Origin of the sequence: Pseudomonas tremae (assembly GCF_001401155.1) — a bacterium.
Lineage (GTDB): Bacteria > Pseudomonadota > Gammaproteobacteria > Pseudomonadales > Pseudomonadaceae > Aquipseudomonas > Aquipseudomonas tremae.
Window position 1 is genome coordinate 1 of the sequence record NZ_LJRO01000436.1, and the last position, 350, is coordinate 350.

General features: G+C 54.0%; 1 protein-coding gene. It reads right to left on the reverse strand.

Translation table 11 applies throughout. The features are described from left to right. Positions 1 to 70: 70 nt before the first annotated feature. Positions 71 to 350: thiol peroxidase (tpx, locus tag ALO43_RS23490; protein WP_083492236.1), on the reverse strand; the 280-nt coding region annotated here is incomplete at its 5' end.

Consider the following 350-nt stretch of genomic DNA (forward strand, 5'->3'; position numbering starts at 1 on the left):
CGATAAACGTATGACGCACAAACAAAAAAACGGCCTGAGCGGATTCAGGCCGTCGAAGTGTTGCGGAAAGTTACTTAAGCACAGCCAATGCAGCGTCGTAGTCGGGTTCGTTAGCGATCTCTGTTACCAGTTCGCTGTGCAGCACTTTGTCGTTTTCGTCCAGAACAACCACCGCACGAGCGGTCAGACCTTTCAGCGGGCCGTCTGCAATTGCAACGCCGTAATGCTCGCTGAAATCGGCAGCGCGAAAAGAAGACAGGTTCTTGACGTTTTCCAGACCTTCGGAGCCGCAGAAGCGGGCCTGTGCAAACGGCAGGTCAGCAGAGATACACAGAACAACGGCATTGCCC